Raw genomic sequence first — 19,119 nt, 5'->3', positions numbered from 1 at the left:
ACGCGGTCGATGTGCAGTGACACAGAGTAGCGGTAGTCACCGCCCGGGCGAGTCGAGGCGACATGTGATGCGATGGAGCCGTGCCCGAACCCACCGCCGCCCAGAGTTCCAGCGCCCCGACCTCCACCGCCGACTACGACGACTTGCGCCGCCTCGCCGTCGAACTCGCCGAAGCGGCTGCCGCGCACGTGCGCGCCCGCAGGCCCGAAGTCTTCACCGACGGCGAGGCGGTCGACGGCGCGGTGGCCACCAAGGGTCACGCCACCGACCCGGTCACCATCGTCGACACCGAATCCGAACAGCTGATCCGTGGCCTGCTCGCCACCCGCAGGCCCGCCGACGCGATCCTCGGCGAGGAAGGCGGCGGTGATGTCGGCGCGACCGCGCCGGGCACCGTCACCTGGGTCGTCGACCCGATCGACGGCACCGTGAACTTCCTCTACGGGCTGCCCGGTTACGCGGTCTCGGTCGCCGCGGTGCGCGACGGTGAGCCGGTCGCCGGTGCGGTCGTCGACGTGGCCGCCGCGACCACCTACAGCGCCGCGCTGGGGTGTGGTTCGTATGCCGTCACCGCCGACGGCACCCGGACCCGCCTGCGCTGCTCCCGCGAAGACTCACTCTCGCTGGCGCTGGTGGCCACCGGCTTCGCCTACGGCCGCGAGCGCAGGACGCAGCAGGCCGCCGTACTCACCCGGGTCCTGCCGGAGATCCGCGACATCCGCCGGCTCGGCGCCGCCGCCATGGACCTGTGCCACGTCGCCGCGGGCCGGATCGACGCCTACTACGAGCACGGACTCAACGCCTGGGACTGGGCCGCCGGCGCGCTCATCGCCGCCGAAGCGGGTGCCGTCGTCCGAGTCCCCCCGGTCACCGTCGGCGGCGCGGCGGGCGAACTCACCGTCGTCGCCGCCCCCGGCATCGCCACCGACCTCACCGCACTCCTGGAGCGCGCAGGCGCCACCACCGCCCTGCCCGACTGAACTGCTTCCGCGGCCGGAACCCGCGGCACCACCCGCCACAGGCACGGTTCTCGGCCGCCTCGATCTGGACTGACCAGAGGGTGCGACGAAGGAGTGCCCGGCGGGAGGGAAGATCGAGGGAACAGGCCGAGAACCCGCGCGCGTCAGCGCGCCGACAATTCAGCACTTGACGGTGCGAGCTGCGTCCAGGAGGTCGGGGTCGATGGAGGACGAACTCGAGTCGGGGGCGAGGTTCCTCAGCGAGCGCAGGACCTCTTCGGCATCGGCGCCGGGGCGCAGTGATTCGCCGAAGGCCAGGCCGAGGACCAGGTCGACGGTGTCGTCGGTGCGCGGGTCTTCGATCAGCTCGGCGCACGGGGCCACCAGCTGCACCGAGGCGGCCGCCGGCCTGCCGTTGACGCCGAACCGGATCTGACCGGTGCAGGTGAGGTCGCCGTTGACGTAGACCGGATCGTTACCTACCTGGGTGTCCGGCGCGGGGGCGAAGCCGAGGTCGCCGAGTGCGGAGGCGATGTTGCCCGCCTGGCCACTCTGGCCGTTGGCGTTGAACACGCGCACTTTCGACTCCGACAGTGCCGCGGGGTCGACATCGTCGAGGCGCGAGGGTCCGACCCGGGTGCCCAGCGGGGCGGGTTGGGGTGCGTCGACTCCGGTGGGCGTGCTCGGTGCGTTGCAGGCCATCGGCTCGTTGCTGTCGTCATGGGTGCGGAACGCCGTGATCCAGACGAACAGGCTCACCAGAGCCAGCACGAGGACCAGGGCGAGCCACAGCTCGGGCCGCCGTCGCGGAAAGGGTTTGCCGTCGCGATCGGTCGCGCTGCCTTCGGTGATCAGTGAAACCACGCGCTCACTCTACGAGGCCGGTGGCGGTGCGCGAGCGCTGGAGGTCTCGGCGAGTTTCCTGGCAGGTGAAGATTCGTCGTCGGTTTCGACTCGGCCGGGTTGTGATTGCGACATTTGTCCGCTGGTCCGCTATTGTCTGGCCGCCCAGATCGAATATTTGCCGGTGAAACGGTGGTCGGTCGCGGGAACAACAAGGGCATGTCCTGCGTTAACCGAACGCTGTCGGAGTAGATCCTCGCCGATCGAACCCGATAGGCGGACGGTGTACGTGTGAGGTGCACCACCGGCGGGGCGGTACGTACGCCGTATCCCTGCGGGGGATACGGCCATCGAACCGATCCGGGATATACGGAGTAAGGACTGAGGGGAAGACGACATGGCAACCGACTATGACGCACCGCGGCGCACCGAATCCGACGAAGTGTCGGAGGATTCGCTCGAGGAGCTGAAGGCCCGCCGCAACGAGGCGCAGTCCGCCGTCGTGGACATCGACGAGTCCGATACAGCGGAATCGTTCGAGCTTCCCGGCGCGGACCTGTCCGAGGAAGTACTCAGTGTTCGGGTGATCCCGAAGCAGGCCGATGAGTTCACCTGTTCGAGCTGCTTCCTCGTGCATCACCGCAGCAGACTGGCCAACGAGAAGGGTGGCCAGCTGATCTGCATGGACTGCGCCGCCTGAGACGGACGGCGCGACGGGTCAGCCCGCGCTCGGTAGTCCGAGCGCGGCCAAGACCTGGTCCGGCCTGCGTGTACTGATCAACCAGTACGGCGTCGGGTCGTCCGGGTCATCGAGAACCAACAGTGCCAGCGGGCCGATCCAGGCCCGATGCTGCACATACGCGGCGGGGTCGAGCTGTCGGCCCAGGGCCGCGCTCTTGGCCGTCTTGCCGACGGCCGCGGCGCGCGCGACATAGCTGACCGGCAGGTGGGCGCGGTCGACGCGCAGTTCCGCGGTACCGTCGGGCGCGACGGTCACTTCCAGGCGGTGCCTGCTCATCCACAGCAGGACCCAGACCGGCACCGGCGCGAGTAGCGCGTAGGGCAACCAGGCCCGCAGCCCGGGCGCGCCCATGTGGATCTCGGCGGCGAGCAGCGCCGCGATGGCGAAGCCGATCGGCCACCACCACAGCGGTACCCACAGTCGTTCGCGATAGGGCGACGGGCTCGGCGTACGCGGTGCGGGGCGGTCGGTGTCCGCGGTGTCGGTGGCAGATGAACGTGGCTGGTCGGGCACCCGTCCAGAGTAGGCCACCGCGCCGAGACGTTGACCGCAAGGTCGTGCGGTAGAACGCGTAGTCTCGACCGATGTGAACGCACTTGCACCGATTCCGCTGCGGCGGCTCGATCCCGGCATCCCTGTGCCGACGCGTGCCCATCCGGGTGACGCGGGCGTCGACCTCTGTACCACCGAGGATGTGATCATCGAACCGGGCGAGCGGGTGCTGGTCGGCACCGGGATCGCGCTCGCGCTGCCGATCGGCACGGTCGGGCTGATCCATCCCCGCTCCGGCCTGGCCGCCAAGGCCGGCCTGTCGGTGGTGAACACGCCGGGCACGGTCGACGCGGGATACCGCGGCGAGATCAAGGTGTGCCTGATCAACCACGACCCGCGCACCGCGATCGAGCTGCGTCGCGGCGATCGCATCGCGCAGTTGCTGGTGCAGCGGGTCGAGCTGGTCGATTTCGCCGAGGTCGACGACCTCGACGACACCGCCCGCGGCACGGGCGGATACGGGTCGAGCGGCGGGCACGCGAGCCTGTCCGGCGAGGAGGCGTAATGGGTCTGTTCGGCAAGAAGAAGCGCGCGCCGCGCGAGGACGTCGACTACGACGAACCCGTCGACTTCGACGACGACGAGTACGACGAGGTGGACGGCTACGACGAAGACGACTACATCACCGACGAGTTCCACCGTCCCGACTTCGCGCACCTGGACTTCGACGACGCGCCGACCGACGAGCGCATCTACGGCAACTTCGACCACGAGCCCGATGCCGCCGCCGGTCCCTACGACATCGACGAGGTGTCCGATCAGGTTGTCGCGCAACGCCTCGACCTGGGCTCGGTGCTGATTCCGGTGCCGCAGGGCGGTCAGCTGCAGGTGGAGATGAGCCCGGACGGCACCCCGCAGGCGGTGCACCTGGCCACCGAGCACGGCAGGCTCACCGTGGCCGCCTACGCGGCGCCGAAGTCGGCGGGTCAGTGGCGCACGGTGGCCGCCGATCTGGCCGAATCGCTGCGCGGTGACGGCGCGAGCGTGGCGGTGGAGAAGGGGCCGTGGGGCCGTGAGGTCAAGGCGATCACCGAGGGTGCCGATCTGCGCTTCATCGGTGTCGACGGCCCGCGCTGGATGATCCGGCTGGTCGCCGCGGGCCCGTCGGGCGCGGTGGACGAGCGCAGTCCGCTGATCACCGCGGCCCGCGCGGTGCTCGCCGACGCCGTGGTGCGCCGTGGCAGCGAACCGCTCCCGGTGCGTGACCCGCTCCCGGTGGTGTTGCCCCAGGAACTGGCCGAACAGCTGGCGGCGGCCCACCAGCAGCAGGTGCTGGCCCAGCAGCAGGCGGCTGCCGCGCAGGCCGCCGCCGCGCAGGTGCCGCCGCCCTCGGCGCCGCCGAAGCTGCCCGACGAGCCGCGCCGCGGCGCCGACGGCTCGGCGATGCAGCAACTCGGGCTCAACTAGGACGCGGATCGGCGAATCGCAGCCGGTGTCGACATTCGGTCGACACCGGCTGCGTCGTCTCGCCGGCACTCGCGAGAACGGGGCGAGGTGGCACGCGGGGCCTCGGCGCCGACAGCTGCCTGGCCGCCGTCGTCAAATCCGGATTCGCCGCGGCCGCATCGGGTCGCGACCTCGGCTCAGGCGCGCGACGGCGCCGATGTGGACAGCAGCGCGTCGAGTTCGGCGAATCCGGCCCGGCCGAGTATCGCTGGATCGGCGCCCAACTCGGCCAGCGTGACTCGACGCAAGCCCGCCTGCGGCAAGGTGGCCGTCCACTGCTCGGCGACGGCGATCGGATGCACCGGGTCGTCCTCGGCGCCGACCACCGCGACCGGTACGTCGCTGGCCGCCAGTTGCTCGAGCGTCGGCCAGGCGTAGCCCGCCGCCTCGTCCAGCGCCTGCGGCAGGTGCGGCCACTGCCCGCGCCAGGACTGGGTGAGCGCCTCGGCCAGCCACGCCGGACTCGAGGCGCGCATCCGCCCGATGACCGCTTCCAGCCCGTCGGCACGCAGTTGCTCGGCGGTAACCGCGGCGCTCAGCGCGGCGGGGCAGGCGGCGGTTTCGGCGCCGGTCCAGGCGGGTAATGCAGTGACTACACCGACCACCGCGGTCGGGTGCGCGGCTGCCCAGTCGAGCGCGATCGCGGCACCGAGGGAGATCCCTGCGGCGAGGACCGGTCCGTGCGCCGCGGCGGCGTCCAAAGCCGCCGTACAGCTCGCAATCACGGCCTTCGGATCCGGTTCGACGGCGCGCAAACGCAGTCTGTGCGCGGCGGCGGCGGGTCCGAAGGCACGGGCGGCGAAATCGGCGTCGGAGCCGGTTCCGGGCAGGGCGACCACGGTGACCTGGGGTGGGATGCGCGACACGGACCGAGCGTAGCGGCCCCGCGTTTGCCCATCTACAGTGGCGGTGTAATTGGGGGTGCTGGTGAGCGGTGGTTTTTCCCCGCTAGTGTGCCTAAAACGTGCCATCGCCTAGACCGCGTTCCCGAACATCACCGCGGCGGCCGTCGTCAGGCCCTCGTCGTAGACGCGGTTGTAGACGTTGGTCGTCATCCGAACATCGTGGCCGTGCCACGCCGCGACGGTCGTCGGTGGCACCCCGGCGTGCAGCATCACCGACACCGAGGTGTGCCGAAGGTTCCGCAGCGTGATGTACGGCAGCCCTGCTGCCTTCCTGACGATCTGGAACAGGTCGGTGTGCGCCTCGGGGCGCAACGACTCTCCCGACTCGTCAGAGCAGACGTGAGACGCCTCGACCCACGACACCCCCAGCGCGAGGCGTTCGCGCATTTGCCGAGTCTTCAACTCCCGCAGAGCTGAGACCACATCGGCGGGCAAGGGCAGCGTTCGCCCCGACCGCTCAGTCTTCGGACCGTCGATCACGATCTCGCCGTCGCATGTCCTCACCATCGTCTCCGCGATGCTGACCGTCGCCGCGGTGAGGTCGATATCGCACCACCGCAGCCCGCACACCTCCTCGCGCCGCAGGCCGTAGCACGACAGCAGCAGGGGCGCGTAGAGCCGCTGCGTTTTCGCCTTCGCGCTGAACACGCCGACCTGTTCGCGCGTCCACACGTCGTCGGCGGTGATCTTGCGGTCCTGCTGCCGCGGCGCCTCGACGTAGGCGGCCGGATCGCGGGGGAGCAGGCCCCTGCGGGTCGCGTCCTCGGTCACCTGTTTGAGCGTTCCGAGTGAGCGCTTCACGGTCGACACCGCCAGCGGCCCGCCGTTGGCCTTCCCAGACTCGAGCAGCAGCGTCACCCAATCGTCGATGTGCTCTTGCCGCAGAGCCTGCAACTTCATGCCGCCGAGGTGCTTGGTCACGTACTTGAGCGCGGCGCGATCCTGGCTGACCGTGTTCCGCCGCGGGCTACGCCGCGACTTCAGCCAGTTCTCGCACGCCTGCTCGACGGTGATGTTCGTCCGGCCGACGTAGGTCCCGGCCTCGACTTCCGACGAGATGCGCCGAAACTCTTTGCGCGCTTCGGTTTTCGTGGAGTAGGTGAAGCGTTCGCGGTTGCGCGACCCGTCCGGTTTGGTCCCGGTGTCGAGCTGGAATGTGTAGGTCTTGGTGCCGTTCTTGGCGGTGCGGGTGTCGATCGGCTCGGACCGGCGACGTTTCGGACCGGCGCCCGCCTCGTCCCGGCTAAGCACTGCTGCCGCCGTCCAACGTGCCGCCTTCACGCTCTAGCGACTGCTTGATCGAGAAGTGCCGCCGTTTGGCAGCCTCGGATGCCTGTTTCGTGGCCGCAACCAGCTCAACGTGGGCTGCGCGTTCCATGTCAGTCCAGCCCGCCGAGTCCTTCGCCTCGATGGCTGCCAGGTCGTCGAGGCGGTTATCGACCCGACCCCACGCCAGCCCGGAATTCTGATACTCGCGCGCCAACCAGACCGTCCTGTCGGCACTCGGCGGTGCGCTTGAGTCGATGTCCTGCGGATCGGTTTCGCCCGAAAACCATTGCAGTGCTTCGATACTCGAAGACTCGACGCCTGGCCAGACCTCGACCTTGCCGTCCGGCAATTCAGGGTAGAGCAGCTGCGCCGGCGGAACTCCGAGCGCCAACCCGAGCGCGACCAGCTCCGGCACCGTCACGGTCTTCTTGCGACCTAGCTCAAGGTCGCTGATCTGTGCCTTGGTCATCGCGTAACCGCATTTCTCTGTGGCTTCAGCGAGCTTGGCGGCGGACAGTTTCGGTGTCCGGCCCTCCCTCAGCGCCTTCACGGCCTGCCCGATCCGGGCCGCCATCTCCACATCCCATGTCGTCATGGGTACGACATTAGACGCACTACTTGCGTTTTCCATACGGCATCGCCTAGATTCGTGCGGACACCGACAAACGGTGCCGAAATGTCGTACGAGTAACGAAAGTGGGCTGAAGTGTCCAATCAGCAGAAGCGCCTGCACTCCATCGCTGTCGCCGCCGATCAGCTCGGAGTCGGCCGGTCGACGGTCTACGTCCTCATGAACGAGGGCAAGTTGCGATCGGTCAAGGTCGGCGCCCGCCGACTCATCCCCGCGGCCGCCATCGACGAGTTCATCGAGCGCGCCGAGCAGGGCGCCGCGTAATGCCCCTCACTCCCGACCCCTACAAAAAAGCCCTGGCCGCGGGTGGAGCCGCGAACCAGGGCAACGAACCCGCCATCCGCGAAGGAAGAAGGAGATTCACTCATGGAGTTTACGCCCAAGCCCCCCGGCTCCGCGCTCACCGTCCGCACGATTCAGTTCCTGGTCATCATCGTCAGTGAGGTCATCACCAACAGCTCGCTGACCCTCGACCAGCTCGCCGTCCGGCTGGGTCTCAGCCGCAACGACTTCGAGGCCAAGCGTGCAGGTGTCCAGGTCTGGCGGGTGGCGGAAGTGCTGAACCTTGCCGCGATTCACGGAGCCCTGGCCTCGGACTGGTTGGCGATAGCCGAGAGCATCGCAGCACTCGAGCCCGGGACCGAGGTCTGGTTCATCCCTGCCGCAACGCCCGGTAGTGCCCGTGTCGGCACGGTGGTGGAGGTCAACGGGGACACCGGCGCGGTGAAGCTGGTCGAACAGTCCGGCCGCATTCACTGGACTAAGCCTCAGGACGTGCTCGAACCGGTCGTCGACGAACTGTCGGTCGAATACGCGGCGGTGGCGGAAGAGGAAAAGTCTCGGCTCGAGCGCGAGGTACGCGCGTTGGGTGACGAACTGACGGGCATCCCCGTGAAGCTCACGGGCGGCGTCACGGGCGTCATCGTCGACAGTGACGAACATGGCTTGGTCATCGCCGTGAGTGACGAGGAGCGCCTGGCCCACCGTGCCGCGGTTGTCGGCGGCCGAGCGTGCTGCCGCTGCGGCCGCGCCTGGGCGATCGGCGAATCGTCGAAGCCTGCCGGATTCACCCTGGATGGCGACCAGTTGTTCCGCTGCAGCCGCGTGTGTGTCGAGGTGGCGCGGTGAGGACACCACTTACCCCCGTGATCTGCACCCCGAGCTGCGAAGACCGGGACGGGCACCCGCTGGCATTGTTTCGTGAGGATCAAATCTGCTTCGGGACACCACACCCGACGCCGTTGTCGCTGGAGGATGCCGAACGGTCCGGCGACCAAGAGCGTGCGGCCTACGTCGAGACGTACACCCAGCGCCACCCCGGTGGTGAGCCGTCGGTACACCTGTACGCCGCAACAGTTCGCGACGACATGTGGCTCGACTTGACGCCGGACGAGGCGCTGAAGCTCGCCGAGAGCCTGACCGCCGTGGCCACGCTGGTTCGTGCCGACGCGATCCCCGGTGAACGGTCATGACCACCGTGCGCGACGCCGCCGACGTGCGCCGCATCTGGGCTAGGCACTGCGGCGACAAGCCGGTGCCGACTCGCGATCGCAGCGCCGAACGTCTCCGCCGCGCCCTGGCCGACGCCGACCGCGAACGGGTCCGGCGAGACCAGCTCGAGGCCGCGCGCCAGCGCCTCGAGGGCGTGGACCGTGCGCCCTGGCCGGACGCCGAACGGGCATGGCTCGACGCCCTCCGGATCGCTCGATCCGTCTTCACCACCCCGTAGCTACGCAGGCCGCCCGCTCTCCGGAGCGGGCGGCCCGAGAGGAGTTCTCATGGAGAACGACGACATGCAGCCGCTCGTTATCGTGTCGGCTGCTGGCCTTCCCGAGGCCGTGATCGACCGCAATCGGCTCCGCGCGGATGGCCTGATCTTCGGGTTACAGCTGGCGATCAACGCGAACGACGCCGACGAGTGCGACCGGATCGCGTCCGATTGGGTCGAGGGGCAGCACCCGCAGTACGTCGCCGCCGTCCACGCTGAGGCGCTGCGCCACATCATCACCGCGGTAGTCGGCCCGCTGCTGGTCGCGCTGGACAAGGGGGGAGCGACACCGAACGCCCGCGATCTGCTCACCGAGGCCCTCGACGACGCCGTCGCGACCTTCGGGAGCAGCCAGTGACCGCGCTAGTGGTCGAGGCCGCGCCGCCCTCGGCCTGCAAGCGGCATCGGAATGAGGCGGGGCGGAATACAGCCTGCCTGGACTGTGTCCCGTTTTACGAGGAGTACTTGGCATGGGTCCAGGAGAACTACCGCAAGGACCCATCCTCCGACCACTCGGTCGCGCCCGAGCTCCACGTCGTCGCCGATCCGCTCGATTCGTTCTGGTCGATTCGGCCAGAGCTTGACCACATCCGAGCGTTCGCCCGCGCTCGGCGTGCCGGGCCGTGGGCCGTGCTCGGCGCCGTCTTGGCTCGTGCGATCGTCGCGACCGAACCGAACCTGAGATTGCCTGCGAGCGTCGGCCGGGCCGTGTCGCTGAATCTGTTCTGCGCGTTGGTCGGTCCGTCCGGCGGTGGCAAGGGTGCGGCGGAAGGCGCTGCGGCCGAAGCTGTCGTGTTCGTCGACGCGTCCGGTGCCCCGATTCCTCCGACCGAGTTGCCAGTCGGGTCGGGCGAAGGGCTCGCGCGAACCTTCCTCGACGGTGACGACGAGGACAAGACGACGCGCGCTCTGTTCTCCGCGCCCGAGGTCGACACCCTGGCAGCGATCGGGGCGCGGCAAGGCTCGACCATCATGGGTGAGCTGCGCAAGGTCTACATGGGCGAACAGATCGGTTTCGCCAACTCCAACAAGGCAACCCGTACTCCTGTCCCTGCACATGGGTATCGGGCGTGCCTGTTGGTTGGTGTCCAGCCGCTCAAGGCAGGGCCGCTGCTGGCTGACGCCGACGGAGGAACGCCGCAGCGGTTCGTGTGGCTGCCGGTCGATGACCCCGACGCTCCGGATGAGCGACCGTCGGCACCGAGGCCGCTGGAAGTCATGGTGGCTGTCGGTACGACCAACCCCGTTGAGATGTCCGTACCGCAGATCGCGCGAGATGCGATCGACTCGCACCGCCTGGCCGTGCTGCGTGGGGAAGCGGCCGATCCCCTCGACGGGCACAAGATGCTGACTCGGTTGAAGATCGCCGCCGCCCTGGCGATCCTGGCCGGGCGTATCAAGGTGAGCGCGCAGGATTGGACGCTCGCCGCGACGGTGGTTCGAGTGTCGGACCGGACCCGCGCCGCAGTGATCCAGGCAGCGACCGACCGAGCTCGCGAAACTGCCCGTGCCCGTGCCGAGGTACGGGCGACCGAAGCGAACGTGATCGCAGACCGGGCCGACGACCGTATTCGCGACCGCGCCCGTGCGGCCGTCCTGCGCTATCTCGATCGCCACCCCGGCGAGAAGGTCACCCGCAAGGACTTGCGCACGCACATGCGCAACGACCTGCGAGGAGACCTCGACGCCACCCTCGATGACCTGCTTGCCGATGCCGTTGTGATCGCGATAGGCGAAGGGGTGTACGCGCGTGCCTAGGGAGTACGGGGGTACGGCTGGTACCCCCACCAAAAACCAGGGCCTATCAGCGAAAACGTTGGGGGTACGTTCCGTACCCCCGTACCCCCACCATGTCGGGAGTACAGCGCCACGGCCGTCGACATCGCCAGCAGGGGAGCGGGGAGCACGGACTACGCGTAAGGCGCTTTCTGCCCTCGCATCCGACATGTGCCCGGTCTGCGGACACGAACTCGGACCGATCGCCGACGGCGTCCGCCAGCTCGAGCGATGGGCGACCGGGGGTGGCGTGTGAGCGCCTGGCCCACGATCCGCGAACTCGCCGCCGAGCTCGCCGACGACCGTCTCGACGGGGCCGCCTGCACTGGTCGAGCGTCGCTGTTCGACGCCGAGGTCGACGGAGAAGACGACACCGATCGCGCCTACCGCCTCGATGCCGCCGCCCGCATCTGCCACGACTGCCCGGTCCTGGTCGCCTGCAACATCACCGCGCGGGAGCTGGGCGGGCAAGCGGTCGGGGTGTGGGCAGGACGGGCACGCGGAGTACCGCGCCCCCATGGTCGGCCGAAAGCAGGCGCCGCGTGAAGGTCCACATCATCGAGACAGGGAGATACGAATGATCGACACCCCAGGGGATCGCGCCGAGCCCATCTCCGACGCCCACCGGTGGGCATGGATGCGGTTCGGCAAGCCTCTCGCGGCGCTCGACGCCGTGGAGCGCGAGGAGCTGTTGATGCGGCAGTTCCTCGACTACATGAGCCGGGAGCGCCTCGTCGAGATGGAAAGTGTCCGGCGCATCCTCAACGCCAAGGGCCTCCGGTGGATCCGCCAGCGAAGGGACGAAATCGGCGCGCTGGAGAAGGAGCAGGCCGCCGAGTTGGGCCGGTCGCTGGACCGGCTGGAGCGGTGGGCGAACGAGGAGCTGGAGCGATGATCCTTGGAGATGGCGAAGTACGTGCCGCGTACTACTGCGTGGCTGAGTTCGTCCACCGGCGCCGCCGCGCCGGGGTGCCGATCCCCGATGCCGTCCGCGGGCTGCTCGGTCGCCTTGACTGGGAGATCCAGATCGGTCCGACTGGATCCGCTCCGGCGGAGGCCGAGGACGAGCTGATCGACGTGCAGCAAGCCGCGGTGATCCTGGGGCGTTCCGACCGGGAGATCCGGCGCATCGCCAGGGACCTCGACGGCACCCGCACCACGGGTTCGTGGGTGTTTCGGCGCCGGGTTATCGAGGAGTACGCCGCAGCGCGGGGCGTGGCTTGACGTCCTGACCGCGCCGGATTCGGACGGGCGTTCCCAGTGACCCGCTGACACTCGAGGCATGGCGGTAGAGCTGGCAGTGGGCTACGTGGGCCTGGTCGTGGATACGTCCAAGGTTCCAGGGCAGATCGACAACGCGATCCGTGCTGGTGCTCGCGGTGCCGAGTCGACGGGTAAGGGCATCGGCAGCCGCATGGCCTCCGGTATCGGGTCTGCGCTCAAAGCTGGTGTGGCCACGGCCGGGCTCGCTGCCGGTGCGCTGATCGGCACCGCGCTGACGAAGGGCTTCGGTCGCCTGACTGCGATCGATGACGCCCAGGGCAAGCTGCGTGGTCTCGGCCACGACGCGCAGGCGATTACGACGATCATGGATTCGGCCCTCGCCGCGGTGAAAGGTACTGCGTTCGGTCTCGGTGACGCTGCGACCATCGCGGCCTCCGCTGTCGCCGCGGGTATCGCGCCGGGCGAAGAACTGACGCGCTACCTCACCCTGACCGCCGATGCTGCCACGATCGCGGGCACCTCGCTGGCCGATATGGGGTCGATCCTCAACAAGGCCACCACCAGCGGGAAGGTCTTCACCGATGACCTGAACCAGCTGTCCGACCGCGGCATCCCGATCTTCCAGTGGCTACAAGAGGAGTACGGGGTCTCCGCGGAGGCGCTGTCGAAGATGGTCCAGGCGGGCAAGGTTGACGCCGCCACGTACCGGAAGGTGATCACAGAGAATATCGGTGGCGCCGCCAAGGAGAGCGGCAGCACCATCAGGGGCGCGTGGGCGAACGTCGAGGCTGCCCTCGGGCGCGTGGGCGAGGCAGCGCTGAAGCCGTTCTCGGACATGATGAAGGGCTCGATGGGGACCGCCACCGAGTGGGCGGACAGGGTCGCTCCGAAGGTGGAAGCGGCAGCTACCAAGGTTGCCACGGGGCTACTCGAACTCGGTCGAGCTTTCCAGTCCAACGGGGCGTCTATCGAGGGCTCGGCGTCCATCTACGAGAAGTTCGGTGTCAAGGCTCGCGGTGTAGTCGACAGGGTCAAAGAGCTGTGGTCGGCATTCCAGGCTGGTGGCGCGTCTGGCCTGTGGGCCGAGATCAAAGAGGGCGCGGATAAGGCGACAGACGGTCTGAGGTCTGTCGACGATGCTGGGTCGTCGATGTCGGGCACCTTCTCGAAGGTCGCTACCGCCGCCGCGAGCATCGGCATGTCGCTGGTGTCGTTGACCGGGGACACGGGCACCGTACTCGCCCAAGGTATTCGCGGAATCGGGTCGGCCATGAAGTTCCTGGCCGACAACTCCGGGGCGGCCACTGCGGCGATGGTGGGGTTCGCTTCTGCCGTCGTCATCGCCAAGACCGTGCATGTCGCCTATGAAGCGTCACGTGTCGCCCAAGCCATCATGATGCCTGCCGACATCGCGTCGCGGTTCGCGCTGACACGGGCGATCATTGCGCAGACAGCTGTGATGCGGGCTCACATCGTCGCGCTCGGTGGCGAGGCTCCGATCCAGGCTCTGAACACTCGACAGCGGCTTGCCGCCGCGGCGGCCCGTGCCCGGGAAGCCATCGCGACCAGCGCCGCGACAACCGCCCTCGGTCAGTACGCGGCAGCACAGCGCACCGCTGCCGCCTCCTCGGTCGGCCTGGCTGCGTCGATGCACACCACCGCCGCAGCGGCGGCCGTGATGGGCTCGCGAGTCCAGGGCGCGGCCACAACCGCCCTGACCGGTTTCCGCACCGCGGCCGCGAGCGTGGTCGGTCTACTGGGTGGCCCGCTGGGTATCGCCCTGGCCGGTGTCGGCGCCGCCGTCATCGGACACGTGGGCGCGGCTGATCAGGCCAAGCGCATCCATGAATCGCTGGCAGCCGCGGTCGTGCAAGGGGCGAAGGCACAGAACGACTTCACATCGGCGGTGTCCGCGGCCAACGGCGCCCTCGACACCAACGCCATGGAATCGGCGACCAAGGTGGTCGAGGCGAACCTCGCGCGGATCACCGAGCTCGGCAAGGGCCATCACTGGTGGGACTCGCTCCGAAACACGTTCGGGGACAACCAGTTCCTCGGCGACATCGGAGGTTTCGACGTCGGCGACTGGATCGGCGATGCCGAGTCCTACGACCGCGTACAGCGTGCGATCGAGCAGGACCAGACCTTGAAGGACACCCTTCGGGACCTGAAGCTGGAGATGTCGGACCTGGGGCCCATCGTGGCCGCGGGCGGTTCGGAGTACGACCAGCTCATCGCCAAGCTCGAATCGACCGGTGATGCCGGCGCCGACGTCGTGGCCGTGCTGCGCCAGACCCGCACCGAACTGCAGTCCTCCACCGATGCGGTGCGCAACTCGACGCCGGGATTCTTCGACGTCGCCGCCGCGGTCCGTGTGCTCGCCGATGAGTCCTCGACGGCCTCGGACAAGCTCGACGCCATGCGGTCAGCGCTGGATAGCCTCACCGGGCGGCAAACCAACGCCACCGACGCACTTGCCACTTACCACGCCCAGCTGCGCACCGTGAACGACGAACTCGACGGGCTCGACGTCGCGGGGGCGCTCGGCGACGACGGGAAGATCGACGCCACCACCGAAGCGGGCAAGAAGCTGTGGGACATGCTCCGCAAGCAGGTCGACAAGTTTTCCGAGGCTGCGGTCACCGGCAACGATTTCGGCGAGACCATGGTCGGGATGGAAGACGTGTTCGCCCGGATCGCGACCGAAGCGAACCTGAGCGCCGAGCAGATCGCCGAGCTGAGGAAACAGGTCGGCTACCTGCCCTCCACCATCGAAATGTTGGCCACCCTCGAAGGCTCGGGCGATGTCGAGCAGAAGCTGGCTTCGATCGCTGCCATGATCGCCACCCACGCCGAAGGGTTCGAGATCCCGGCCGACCTGCTCGACGGTGACGTCCGGGCCCGGCTGACCGAGATCGGTGTGCACCTCACCGACATCGACAAGAACGGCAATCCGTTCATCAAGGTCTCCGCACCCGAGGCCCCCGCCGTCCTGGCCGAGCTAGAGAGGATCGCGGCGCTCAAGCTCCCAGACAAGACGCAGCGAGTCAACGTCGCCTACCAGTCCGCAACGGCTTCGGGTGAGTGGCGAGCCCCGATGGTGCTGCCTGGCAACGCTACCGGTGGCACGATCCGCGGACCGGGCACCGGCACGTCGGATTCCATCCTGGGCATCGACCGTGCGACCGGTGTGCCGACATCGTGGGTCTCGCGTGGCGAGGAAGTGATCTCGGAGCGCTCGGCGTCGAAGTGGCGCGGACTGCTCAAGATGATCAACCGCGATGACCCTGCACTGCAACGACTTCCGGCGTTCGCCGAGGGCGGCACCGTGCCGACCGGAGTATCCCGCGCCCTGTCGCGGCTGCGGTCGGTCACCGGCAACATCTACGAGTGGGGCGGCACCGGCCCCACCAACTTCGACTGCTCCGGCCTGGTCGGGTGGGCGCAACAGCTGCTGATGGGTATCGCGGCTCCGATCGGACGCCTCTACACCACTTACTCGCTGCTCGACGGCGCGACCGCGGACCTGGTCCGTGGCCTCGGCCCCGCGGGGACCTGGTTCCGGGTAGGCGTGAACCAGGAGCACATGGCGGCTACGCTCGCCGGTCAGCCGGTGGAGGCCGGCGGATCCCACGGCACCTCACGTATCGGTGCGCCTGCTGTCGGCGCGACAGATCCGCAGTTCACCACCCAGTTCCACCTGCCGAACGCCTTGATCGAAGGCATCGGCCGCCCCGGCGTGGGCCTGGCCGCCGATGAGGAGGGCTGGACCGACGAGGACCAGCTCAAGCTCGACGAGGCCTACCTCAGCGTCGACGAGGCCAAAGAGGCTCGTCGCAAGGTCTACGAGGACGCCGAGTCCTCCGACATCGACAAGCGGCGCGCCGACATTCGCGTTCGGAGCGCCGAGCAGTCGGTGGTGAAGCTGGAGGAGGAGAAGGACCAGGCAGGTACAGCGGTCGTCGATGACTACGTGCCCGAAGCGCCTCCGCTGGAACGCCGGTACACCGATGAGGAGTCCGAGCTCGAGCGGGCGAACCTCGCGGTGTCCTCAGCCGAGCAGAAGCGCAACCAGGCCTACGCCGACCCGGAGTCCACAGACGCGGACCTGAAGCTGGCAGACCTCGACTACTCCGACGCACTGAGCGCCCGCGACGAACTGCTCGAAGGCAGCGCGGAGTCGCTGTCGGGGTCGATCGCCGAGCGGATCAAGCAGTTCGGGTCCGCGGTATTCAGCCTTGCTGTGGACGGCTTCCGCGAGCACTTGCCTCTGGGTATCGGCAGTTCCCGCTGGTGGGATCTCGACATCCCGAACTTGAATGACCCTGATTTCACCCCCGCATCGGATTCGCTGATCGGCAGGCTGTCCTTCCCGAAGTCCGAAGTCGACCAGCAGCTGCCGGTCACCACCGATGGCGACTTGAGCCAGCTGGCGCCGTACCTGTCGATCGCGCCGCCCTCGATCGCCGAACTCCTCAAGGATCTGCCGCTGAAAGTCTTCGATCAGGGCGGCTGGCTGGAGCCGGGCGAGATGGCGGTCAACCTGTCACGGCGTCCGGAGCCGGTGCTGTCGAGCCCAGGGCAGATGCAGCAGTTCATGGGCGGAGACCTCCTGCCTGCCAGTACTCCGAACGACTTCAGCGTCCACATGCACAATCCGCAGTTCACCGACGGCAAAGCCATGTTCCGCACGGTGGACCAGCGACAGGAACGCCAGATGATGCGTCACGCAGGGCGCCCGTTCCGGTAGCCCTGGCTCCTACCCGACACCTCCGATCGAAAGGACACACCAATGAGCTTCAACCCCGGAAACGTGACCCCCGAACAGCAATACCCCCACACGGGCTTCAACCCCGGAAACATCACCTCCGAACCCCTCGCCGTGGACCGGCCGCAGCGCGCTGCCGAGACCCGTCAACAGGTGTCTGCGCAGTACTCGACTGCCCCCGCTGTTCCGACGGGGAGCACCACCGCGCGGGCGCAGGCCACCATCGAAGCGGTAGCCGGACAGTTTCAGAAGTACCTCGACAGCATCCATGCACCCGACTACACCGGTCCCGGCTTGCGCAACCGGATCGCCGCCTTCGGCGACACTCCCGCCGCACAGGCCATCGAGACCGCCGTCGAGACCGCCCGAGACCGCGCCGCATCCGCCCTGACCGCCGTCGAGACCGCCCGTCGTGAGCTCTCCCCGCAGGGAGACACAGCTACCGAGCTGCGCAACACTCGCTACTGGGATCGCGCACGCCGCATATTCGACAGCGTCCAGGACGGCAAGTTGGTGAGCGTGGCCGAGAAGACACTGAACCAGGCCCGTCCGGAGGAGCTGGGAGTGCTCATCGAGGAGCTCGGCCCGTACCTGGACAGCCGCGGCGCCGGTACCGCGTGGATCGCCCCCGTCCTGAGCAAGGTCGCACCCACCTACGCCACCGCCCGACAGCGGCTCACCGATGCCGAGAAGGCACTCACGATCACCGAGCACAACGCCACCCAGCTGCGCCGCCAGATGGGCACGACTCACGCGCCGGCCGGATACCGCAAGCCGACGTTCGTCGACGCTCGCGCCTACGACCCGGACCGCTGATGCCACGCGCCCCGCGTAAGTGCCCCAAGCCCGGGTGTCTCAACCGGATCACCAGCGCCGCCTACTGCCCCGACCACACCACCCACGGATGGGGCAGCGGAGCGGCACGCACCGGCACCCGAGAGCACCAGACATGGAGGGCGGCCGTCCTCGAGCGCGACAGCCACCGCTGCCAGCTCAGGTACACAGGCTGCATCGGCACCGCGACACACGCCGATCACGTCACGCCGATCGCCGAAGGAGGAGCGACAGACGAACTCGCCAACGGGCAAGCAGCATGCCGACCCTGTCACTCCAAGAAGTCCAGCGCCGAAGGCCACCGCGCCAGGCAACGAGGCAAAGGCCCGGCCACCCACCCCCTGCCCCCGGTCACACAGAAGCCCGGATAGGCACTGCTGCTTTTCCTGCCTACGATTCCCCCAGGTCGCGGGCGCGCCACGCCTGGGCCGATTTTTGAGCGACCACACAGCGACTCATCTGCTGGGCAGTCGATCTCTCTCTCCGATCTTTTCCCCCTCCCCCCTTGGCTACAAGGGGGTCAATCGGATTGACTCCCCGATGCCAGGAATTGGCTGATCCAGGGGTACTCAGGCTTGAGTACCCCACGGAGGAGGGGTACGGAGACGGCCGTACCCCTCCTCCGTGGGGTACACGAGTTCGTGTACCCCACGGGATTTGAGAGTGAGCCGAACTCACTCTCAACGGCGCCTTATTCCCCCGATGCCAGGAAAAGGTCCCGCCCGTGCGACTTTCCACGGCCAATCGTGAAAAGTCTGGCAGACACCCGCGCGCTGGTTCGGACGGTTCCGCCAACTTGGCGGAACCGTCGCGCCCGTGCGCGCGAGGACCGATCAGGTTACGGGCGTCCATAAGCTGCCGGACCGGCCAAGGGTATGCGGGATCCCGCAAAGTTTCCCGGCTCCGGGAACCGTTGGCTTGATGACCACGGTTGCGGTGCTCATCACCGCAACCGAGGTGCTCATCACCGCGGTTGCCCAACGTCGGACTCGTCGTCCTCTACTGCAGCGAGCACGGCCGCGACATCGGCATCCAGCTCTGCCAGCTCCCGCGCGGTCTGCTCGTCGGTCACATCGACCCGTTCGCCGGTCGCGGTACGACGTCGCCGAGCTCGACGAGCAAGGTCCACCCCGCGGCCTTGCGTGCGCACCGGACCCGATCGCACGCGCGATGTAGTTGCAGCACCCGGTGCGCCATGTCGCGCGTGAGCGGCTCGGTAGGTGCGGAGTGATCGAGCACCGGTGACGGTTGCCCGGTCTGCTCGGCCTCCTGTGCCAATCGCGCCATGATGTCCCACACGGTCGGCTGTTCCGGTACGTCTGCTGTCTGTCGCCACATGGTCGCCCCCTGCTGTTCGGGTTGAGGTGCCCCGCCGCCGGGGAGGTGAGTCGACCCGGCGGCG

General features: G+C 68.2%; 22 protein-coding genes. 16 read left to right on the top strand and 6 right to left on the bottom strand.

The genetic code is table 11. The annotated features are described in order from the left end of the window. Positions 1 to 80 precede the first annotated feature (80 nt). Positions 81 to 980, top strand: a complete 900-nt coding sequence (locus BOX37_RS20765; protein WP_071929114.1) for an inositol monophosphatase family protein — start codon at positions 81 to 83, stop codon at positions 978 to 980. 159 nt (positions 981 to 1,139) lie between these two features. Here the strand turns inward: BOX37_RS20765 and cei are convergent, their stop codons facing one another. Continuing rightward, a complete protein-coding gene (gene cei, locus BOX37_RS20760; protein ID WP_071929113.1) occupies positions 1,140 to 1,823 on the bottom strand; it encodes an envelope integrity protein Cei in 684 nt (227 codons plus the stop codon). Between the two features lie 376 nt (positions 1,824 to 2,199). Between cei and BOX37_RS20755 the strand changes: the two genes are divergently transcribed. Then, positions 2,200 to 2,502, top strand: coding sequence for a DUF4193 domain-containing protein (locus BOX37_RS20755; protein WP_071929112.1), 303 nt, complete (start codon positions 2,200 to 2,202; stop codon positions 2,500 to 2,502). An 18-nt stretch (positions 2,503 to 2,520) separates the two neighbouring features. Here BOX37_RS20755 and BOX37_RS20750 read toward each other — a convergent pair whose 3' ends face one another. Beyond that, the gene (locus BOX37_RS20750; RefSeq protein WP_071929111.1) at positions 2,521 to 3,057 is read right to left on the bottom strand and encodes a DUF3093 domain-containing protein; all 537 of its coding nucleotides are present in this window, start codon (positions 3,055 to 3,057) and stop codon (positions 2,521 to 2,523) included. Positions 3,058 to 3,130: 73 nt separating this feature from the next. On the opposite strand from BOX37_RS20750, the gene dut reads away from it, so the two are divergent. Both dut and BOX37_RS20740 read left to right on the top strand, forming a co-directional pair. After that, a complete protein-coding gene (gene dut, locus BOX37_RS20745) occupies positions 3,131 to 3,601 on the top strand; it encodes a dUTP diphosphatase (protein WP_071929110.1) in 471 nt (156 codons plus the stop codon). A 5-nt stretch (positions 3,602 to 3,606) separates the two neighbouring features. Next, positions 3,607 to 4,503, top strand: coding sequence for a DUF3710 domain-containing protein (locus BOX37_RS20740; protein WP_071931716.1), 897 nt, complete (start codon positions 3,607 to 3,609; stop codon positions 4,501 to 4,503). Between the two features lie 176 nt (positions 4,504 to 4,679). On the opposite strand, the gene BOX37_RS20735 is transcribed toward BOX37_RS20740, so the two are convergent. From BOX37_RS20735 to BOX37_RS20725, 3 genes are all read right to left on the bottom strand, one after another. Further along, on the bottom strand, positions 4,680 to 5,408 hold the full coding sequence (locus BOX37_RS20735; RefSeq protein WP_071929109.1) for a serine aminopeptidase domain-containing protein: 729 nt from the start codon (positions 5,406 to 5,408) through the stop codon (positions 4,680 to 4,682). Positions 5,409 to 5,516: 108 nt separating this feature from the next. Then, entirely contained in the window at positions 5,517 to 6,698 is a 1,182-nt protein-coding gene (locus BOX37_RS20730) for a tyrosine-type recombinase/integrase (protein WP_071931715.1), read from the bottom strand. Beyond that, on the bottom strand, positions 6,691 to 7,311 hold the full coding sequence (locus BOX37_RS20725; RefSeq protein WP_071929108.1) for a helix-turn-helix domain-containing protein: 621 nt from the start codon (positions 7,309 to 7,311) through the stop codon (positions 6,691 to 6,693). Before BOX37_RS20725 ends, BOX37_RS20730 begins: the two co-directional genes overlap by 8 nt. A 111-nt stretch (positions 7,312 to 7,422) precedes the next feature. Between BOX37_RS20725 and BOX37_RS20720 the strand changes: the two genes are divergently transcribed. From BOX37_RS20720 to BOX37_RS36185, 12 genes are all read left to right on the top strand, one after another. Further along, positions 7,423 to 7,611, top strand: coding sequence for a helix-turn-helix transcriptional regulator (locus BOX37_RS20720; RefSeq protein ID WP_071929107.1), 189 nt, complete (start codon positions 7,423 to 7,425; stop codon positions 7,609 to 7,611). Positions 7,612 to 7,653: 42 nt separating this feature from the next. Further along, a complete protein-coding gene (locus tag BOX37_RS20715; RefSeq protein WP_156910473.1) occupies positions 7,654 to 8,475 on the top strand; it encodes a hypothetical protein in 822 nt (273 codons plus the stop codon). Positions 8,476 to 8,492: 17 nt separating this feature from the next. After that, positions 8,493 to 8,819, top strand: coding sequence for a hypothetical protein (locus tag BOX37_RS20710; RefSeq protein ID WP_156910472.1), 327 nt, complete (start codon positions 8,493 to 8,495; stop codon positions 8,817 to 8,819). Beyond that, complete coding sequence (locus BOX37_RS20705) at positions 8,816 to 9,076, top strand: hypothetical protein (RefSeq protein ID WP_071929104.1); 261 nt, start codon at positions 8,816 to 8,818, stop codon at positions 9,074 to 9,076. The genes BOX37_RS20710 and BOX37_RS20705 overlap by 4 nt, the downstream gene beginning before the upstream one ends. Positions 9,077 to 9,125: 49 nt before the next feature. Then, positions 9,126 to 9,473 carry a hypothetical protein gene (locus BOX37_RS20700; protein ID WP_071929103.1) on the top strand — a complete coding sequence of 116 codons (348 nt, stop codon included), beginning with the start codon at positions 9,126 to 9,128 and terminating at the stop codon, positions 9,471 to 9,473. Next, on the top strand, positions 9,470 to 10,873 hold the full coding sequence (locus tag BOX37_RS20695) for a hypothetical protein (protein WP_240504963.1): 1,404 nt from the start codon (positions 9,470 to 9,472) through the stop codon (positions 10,871 to 10,873). The genes BOX37_RS20700 and BOX37_RS20695 overlap by 4 nt, the downstream gene beginning before the upstream one ends. 270 nt (positions 10,874 to 11,143) lie before the next feature. Then, on the top strand, positions 11,144 to 11,437 hold the full coding sequence (locus BOX37_RS20690) for a WhiB family transcriptional regulator (protein ID WP_167659969.1): 294 nt from the start codon (positions 11,144 to 11,146) through the stop codon (positions 11,435 to 11,437). Positions 11,438 to 11,468: 31 nt separating this feature from the next. Then, a complete protein-coding gene (locus BOX37_RS20685; RefSeq protein WP_071929102.1) occupies positions 11,469 to 11,786 on the top strand; it encodes a hypothetical protein in 318 nt (105 codons plus the stop codon). Further along, positions 11,783 to 12,115: a MerR family transcriptional regulator gene (locus tag BOX37_RS20680; RefSeq protein WP_071929101.1), complete on the top strand. Its 333-nt coding sequence runs from the start codon at positions 11,783 to 11,785 to the stop codon at positions 12,113 to 12,115. Before BOX37_RS20685 ends, BOX37_RS20680 begins: the two co-directional genes overlap by 4 nt. 58 nt (positions 12,116 to 12,173) lie before the next feature. Continuing rightward, a complete protein-coding gene (locus BOX37_RS20675; protein WP_071929100.1) occupies positions 12,174 to 16,865 on the top strand; it encodes a tape measure protein in 4,692 nt (1,563 codons plus the stop codon). Positions 16,866 to 16,907: 42 nt separating this feature from the next. Then, positions 16,908 to 17,699: a hypothetical protein gene (locus BOX37_RS20670; RefSeq protein WP_071929099.1), complete on the top strand. Its 792-nt coding sequence runs from the start codon at positions 16,908 to 16,910 to the stop codon at positions 17,697 to 17,699. Further along, on the top strand, positions 17,699 to 18,088 hold the full coding sequence (locus BOX37_RS36185) for an HNH endonuclease (RefSeq protein ID WP_071929098.1): 390 nt from the start codon (positions 17,699 to 17,701) through the stop codon (positions 18,086 to 18,088). The genes BOX37_RS20670 and BOX37_RS36185 overlap by 1 nt, the downstream gene beginning before the upstream one ends. A gap of 697 nt (positions 18,089 to 18,785) precedes the next feature. Here BOX37_RS36185 and BOX37_RS20660 read toward each other — a convergent pair. Then, positions 18,786 to 19,055 (bottom strand): hypothetical protein, encoded by a 270-nt coding sequence (locus tag BOX37_RS20660; protein WP_071929097.1) that lies wholly within the window; start codon positions 19,053 to 19,055, stop codon positions 18,786 to 18,788. Positions 19,056 to 19,119 lie beyond the last annotated feature (64 nt).

The sequence above is a fragment of the Nocardia mangyaensis genome, from assembly GCF_001886715.1.
GTDB classification, from domain to species: Bacteria; Actinomycetota; Actinomycetes; order Mycobacteriales; family Mycobacteriaceae; genus Nocardia; species Nocardia mangyaensis.
Note: the sequence above shows the minus strand (reverse complement) of the source record. Positions and strands in the feature narration are given on the sequence as shown.

Coding starts and splice junctions, on each gene's coding strand:
- BOX37_RS20685 (WP_071929102.1), top strand. CDS start 11,469: ATGATCGACACCCCAGGGGATCGCGCCGAGCCCATCTCCGACGCCCAC.
- BOX37_RS20725 (WP_071929108.1), bottom strand. CDS start 7,311: ATGACGACATGGGATGTGGAGATGGCGGCCCGGATCGGGCAGGCCGTG.
- BOX37_RS36185 (WP_071929098.1), top strand. CDS start 17,699: ATGCCACGCGCCCCGCGTAAGTGCCCCAAGCCCGGGTGTCTCAACCGG.
- BOX37_RS20680 (WP_071929101.1), top strand. CDS start 11,783: ATGATCCTTGGAGATGGCGAAGTACGTGCCGCGTACTACTGCGTGGCT.
- BOX37_RS20755 (WP_071929112.1), top strand. CDS start 2,200: ATGGCAACCGACTATGACGCACCGCGGCGCACCGAATCCGACGAAGTG.
- BOX37_RS20670 (WP_071929099.1), top strand. CDS start 16,908: ATGAGCTTCAACCCCGGAAACGTGACCCCCGAACAGCAATACCCCCAC.
- BOX37_RS20660 (WP_071929097.1), bottom strand. CDS start 19,055: ATGTGGCGACAGACAGCAGACGTACCGGAACAGCCGACCGTGTGGGAC.
- BOX37_RS20700 (WP_071929103.1), top strand. CDS start 9,126: ATGGAGAACGACGACATGCAGCCGCTCGTTATCGTGTCGGCTGCTGGC.
- BOX37_RS20675 (WP_071929100.1), top strand. CDS start 12,174: ATGGCGGTAGAGCTGGCAGTGGGCTACGTGGGCCTGGTCGTGGATACG.
- BOX37_RS20705 (WP_071929104.1), top strand. CDS start 8,816: ATGACCACCGTGCGCGACGCCGCCGACGTGCGCCGCATCTGGGCTAGG.